This is a genomic window from Methylobacterium sp. B1, from assembly GCF_000333255.1.
Classification (GTDB): Bacteria; Pseudomonadota; Alphaproteobacteria; order Rhizobiales; family Beijerinckiaceae; genus Methylobacterium; species Methylobacterium fujisawaense.
In genome coordinates this window covers 1-4764 of the sequence record NZ_BACT01001033.1, presented here as the reverse complement: position 1 = coordinate 4764, position 4764 = coordinate 1, and the positions used below count along the sequence as shown (strand labels likewise).

At 70.3% G+C, this 4764-nt stretch carries 5 protein-coding genes; 2 read left to right on the top strand and 3 right to left on the bottom strand.

Going from position 1 to position 4764, the window contains the following annotated elements:
• On the bottom strand, window positions 1-430 hold a 430-nt coding region (locus I53_RS28915), incomplete at its 3' end, for an MFS transporter (RefSeq protein WP_043357558.1).
• 131 nt (window positions 431-561) lie between these two features.
• Between I53_RS28915 and I53_RS28910 the strand changes: the two genes are divergently transcribed.
• Both I53_RS28910 and I53_RS28905 read left to right on the top strand, forming a co-directional pair.
• A complete protein-coding gene (locus I53_RS28910; protein ID WP_043357555.1) occupies window positions 562-1455 on the top strand; it encodes a LysR substrate-binding domain-containing protein in 894 nt (297 codons plus the stop codon).
• A 296-nt stretch (window positions 1456-1751) separates the two neighbouring features.
• Window positions 1752-3113, top strand: a complete 1362-nt coding sequence (locus tag I53_RS28905) for an NAD(P)H-dependent oxidoreductase (protein ID WP_043357553.1) — start codon at window positions 1752-1754, stop codon at window positions 3111-3113.
• A 4-nt stretch (window positions 3114-3117) separates the two neighbouring features.
• On the opposite strand, the gene I53_RS28900 is transcribed toward I53_RS28905, so the two are convergent.
• Together I53_RS28900 and I53_RS28895 are read right to left on the bottom strand one after the other, a co-directional pair.
• Window positions 3118-4008: an AraC family transcriptional regulator gene (locus I53_RS28900; RefSeq protein WP_043357551.1), complete on the bottom strand. Its 891-nt coding sequence runs from the start codon at window positions 4006-4008 to the stop codon at window positions 3118-3120.
• An 81-nt stretch (window positions 4009-4089) separates the two neighbouring features.
• A complete protein-coding gene (locus tag I53_RS28895) occupies window positions 4090-4320 on the bottom strand; it encodes a hypothetical protein (protein WP_043357549.1) in 231 nt (76 codons plus the stop codon).
• Window positions 4321-4764 lie beyond the last annotated feature (444 nt).

Sequence of the window (4764 nt, the reverse complement as noted above, 5' to 3'; positions counted from 1 at the left end):
GGGTCCAGTAGGTCAGGTAGAGGATCACGCCCGGGAACAGGCCCGCCTCGGCGAGGCCCAGCAGGAAGCGCAGGACGTAGAACCAGGTCGGCGAGGTCACGAACATCATGGCCGCCGAGATGACGGCCCAGCTCAGCATGACCCGGGCGATCCAGATCCGGGCGCCGACCTTGTGGAGGATCATGTTGCTCGGCACCTCGAACAGGAAGTAGCCGAGAAAGAAGATCCCGGCGCCGAGGCCGTAGACGGTCTCGCTGAACTGCAGGTCGCTCAGCATCTGCAGCTTGGCGAAACCGACATTGACGCGGTCGAGATAGGCCGCGACGTAGCAGGCGAACAGGAACGGCACGAGGCGCCACGTAACCTTGCGGTAGACCCGCGTCGTCTCGTCGATACTGGGCTCGACGAGGGTCATGACCCCCTGTGCCATTCCGATGTCTCCCTAGACTTTATCGTTTCGCCACCGTCTGCGCGGCGCGGCCGGCACTATCGTGCTGCGTCCAATCGTTGACAAACGACGATTTTTCACGCTTTTCGTGAATTCAATTCACGGATTGTCCCATGCGCCGGATCCCGAGCTTCCCCGCCCTGCGGGCCTTCGAGGCGGCCGCGCGCCTCGGCAGCTTCGCGCGGGCGAGCGAGGAGCTGCACCTCACGCCCTCGGCGGTGAGTCACCAGATCCGCGCCCTGGAGCGCTGGTTCGGACGGGCTCTGTTCCGGCGGGCGAACCGTCAGGCGACGCTCACCGCCGACGGCCAGCGCCTGCTCGCGGGGCTCTCCAGCGCCTTCGACGCCATCGAGGCGGTCTGTGCCGAGCTGAGCCCGCCGCCGCCCTCGTCGCTGGCCGTCCACTGCACGCCGAGCTTCGCGGCGAAGTGGCTGGGGCCCCGGCTCCCCGCCTTCGTGGAGACGCATCCCGGCATCGCCATCCGCCTTTCCACCAGCGCCGACCCGTTGGATCTCGCCCGGCACGAGGAGATCGACATCCTGATCGCCTACGGCCGGCCGCCGCGCGGGCCCGGCCTGACCGTCGAGTCCCTAGGGCCGGAGGAGATCGCCGCCCTGTGCACGCCGGAGGTTGCCCGGGCCGCGGGGTCGGCCGGGGCCTTCACCCGGCTGGACTCATCCTTCAGCCCCATCCGCTGGCCGGACTGGTTCGCCCATAACGGCCTGCCCGTCCCGACCGGCGCGTCGGGCGCGGCCTTCGACCGGGGTTCGCTGGTGATCTCGGCGGCCGTCCAGGGGCTCGGCGTGGCGCTGGAGACCCTGCGGTTCGCCCGGGACGAACTCGCCGCCGGGCAGCTGGTGCGCCTCGGCGGCGGGCGGTTCGAGAGCCTGTCCCGGGACCTGCACTTCATCTGCTACCGCGAGCGCGACGGGGCCCTGGAGAAGATCCGGGCCTTCCGCCGCTGGCTGCTCGACGTGGAGGTGGAGAGCCGGGCGGTTCCGGCCTGACGCGGAAAGATGTTGGCGCGGAAAGACATGGGCGCGGTGATCGTCGTCGGCCGGATCGCTTCGGCGACAGGCGGGCGCCTCACGCCGTCGATCCGGGGCGCCGGAGGCGAGCCCGGAACCCGGAGACACGGGCGGCGCAGGGTCCGGCGCGCGTCCCCTCGGTCGCAACGGTTATGTCAGTCTTGTCATGCGGCGGGTCTCAACGGGATCGCGAGCCGCGCTAGGTGCAGGTCCAAACAACGCGGCAAACGCGGCGGGACCCGAGCCCGACCGTGCGCCCCCAGGGAGAACGCCCCATGTCCCTCTTCGCCAAGCTGCAGCGGCGCGCCGACGAGGGCCGGCCCGTCCGGGTCGGCCTGATCGGGGCCGGCAAGTTCGGCGCGATGTACCTCTCGCAGGCGCCACGCACGCCCGGGATCCACCTGATCGCCGTGGCCGATCTGTCGCCCGACCGGGCGCGCGCGTCGCTGCGGCGGGTCGGCTGGGAGGAGGCCCGGTTCGCGGCGCGCGGGCTGGAGGAGGCCGCCCGGGCCGGCACGACCCTCGTCACCGAGGATGCCGACGCGATGATCGCGAGCCCGTTCGTGGACATCGTCATCGACGCCACCGGCAGCCCGGCCGCCGGAATCCGCCACGCGCTGCGGGCCTTCGCGGCGGCCAAGCACATCGTGATGGTCAACGTCGAGGCCGACGTGCTGGCCGGGCCGCTGCTGGCGCGCAAGGCGGCCGAGGCCGGGGTGATCTACTCCATGGCCTCGGGCGACCAGCCGGCGCTCATCGCCGAGCTGGTCGACTGGGCGCGCACGATCGGGCTGGAGGTGATCTGCGCCGGCAAGGGCACCAAGTACCTGCCGGCCTACCACGCCTCCACGCCCGACACGGTCTGGGGCCATTACGGCTTCAGCGAGAGCCAGGTCGCGGGCGGCGACTTCAACCCGCAGATGTTCAACTCCTTCCTCGACGGCACCAAGTCGGCCCTGGAGATGGCCGCGGTGGCCAATGCCTGCGGGCTCACCCCCCCGCGCGACGGCCTCGCCTTCCCGCCCTGCGGCGTCGACGACCTGCCGAGCATCCTGAAGCCCGTGGCGGATGGCGGCCTCCTCACCGAGCGCGGCACCGTCGAGGTGGTCTCGTCCGTCGAGCGGGACGGGCGCCCGGTGTTCCGGGACCTGCGCTGGGGCGTCTACGCGGTGTTCGAGGCGCCGAGCCCCTACGTGCGCGACTGCTTCGCCCAGTACGGCCTCAAGACCGACGCCAGCGGCCGGTTCGCCGCCACCTACAAGCCCTATCACCTGATCGGGCTGGAGCTCGGGATCTCGGTGGCTTCCATCGCGGTCCGCGGCGAGGCCACGGGTGCCACCGGCGACTGGCGCGGCGACGTCGCCGCCACCGCCAAGCGCGCCCTGCGGGCGGGCGAGCGGCTCGACGGCGAGGGCGGGTTCACCGTCTACGGCAAGCTGATGCCGGCGGCGGAGTCCCTGGCGCAGGACGCCCTGCCGATCGGGCTCGCCCACAACATGGTCCTCAAGACCGACGTGCCCGCCGGCCGGGCCGTGCGCTGGAGCGACGTCGCGTACGAGGCCGACCAGGAGGCGATCCGCGTCCGGCGCGAGATGGAGGACCTGTTTCGCGGGGCGACGGGGCGGGCCGCCGGCTAGGCGCTCAGGCGCGTCGGCCGGCCGTGCGCCCGGTCGGCGAGCGCCCGACCAGCTTCCGGAACGTCCGGCTCATGGCGCCGGCGCTCGTGAAGCCCGACCGCGCGGCGACCTCCGCCATGGACCCCGCGCCGGAGCGGATCAGGGCCTCGGCCCGGCCGACGCGCTCGCGCATGATGTACTGGTACGGCGTCACCCCGGTGCTCTGGCGGAAGGCCCGGATGAAGTAGCCCTCGCTGAGCCCGACGATCCCGGCCAGGGCCGACACGGTGATCTCTCGGTCCAGGTGTTCCCGGATATACGCGCAGGCGCGCCCGGCCTGCGATGCCGACAGATCGGGTCCGGCCGACCGGCCCGCCGTGCGGACCGCGATGACCGAGCGCAGGACCGCCAGATGGAGGCTCTCGATCAAAAGCGGGTCGGGCGAAGGATCGTCCCGATGCGCGCAGCTCAGCGCGCTGAGGATGTGACAGGTGCTCCGGCAGGCGCGGAGGTCGCGCCCGTCGGTCGCAAACGCGATCTTCCCGATCGGCGCTTCCGCGAGGCGCTCGACGGCCGCCGCCGAGAAGGACAGGACCCGGCCGGTGTACGGGCCGACCCAACGGGTCGTGCCGTGCAGACCGGGGCGCCGGACCAGCAGGCCCTCGCGGTCGCTCAACCGCGCCGCGATCTCGTAATCGACCTCGTGATGCGCCCCCGCGGGCTGCGTGCTGGCGGCGACTTCGAGACCGGAGACCGCATGCGTGCTCCACCCCCCGGTGGCGAAGCGGAAGTCGATGAAGGTGATCTCCGGGAGACCGCGGTCGCCCGGTGCGCAGCAGGTCAGCTCGGGACGGCCGGAGAGATGTCCGGAACTGCCGCTGGTGGCGTACGTGATGGTCTCGGGCGTGCTGTCCATGCGGGCCAGTCGGTTCCGGCTTCATCGCCCTCGGGCGCCTGAGGAGGGCGGCCTCGCGGCCGCCCTCCCGATTCTCCTCCGTCAGCGAAGGGCGCCGGTCACGCCGCCTACGAGGCCGCCAACCGCGCCGAGCACGCTGCCCACCAAGCCGCTCACGAGGCTGCCCGCTTGGCCGACGACCCCCGAGACCGCACCGAGTTCCTGGCTTGCGTCGACCCCCAGGCCGACGGTGAGGCCGACCCCGAGGCCGCCGCCCACCTGGTCAAGCTCGGTGGCGCTCAGCTCGCGGACGGTATCGATGCTGTCCTGCATGATCGTTCTCCTGATTGAGATTCAAGAAGAAGTTTATTCTGCTCGATCTATTGTCTGATCTCAGCGTCGAGGCGCCTTGGACGTCGGCGCCTGCCTTTAGGATTACAGAGATGTGCTTCGTGTCAATCGGTATCTGGCTGCCGATACGTGTCGAGTTCTCTCGAATTCGGCGAATGCGCAAAAACTGACCGGGCTTGCCTTTCCCAGGGCGCGCTCCAGGCGCTTTCGCATCGAGCGCCGTCTTCGCTGGGGCCCCGTGCCTCTCGACAGCATCGCGAAGACGCGATCTTTGCGCTGCAGCACGAGAGCGCGCAAAAATTGACCTTGTTTTGCGGCGCAAAACAAGCCGGACCCTCATTCCACTCAAGCAATTGAGATCGTTGAATTTTTATCGAAAACTGCGACGATCTGACGCGGAATCGGGAATAAAAATTCGCATTCCCG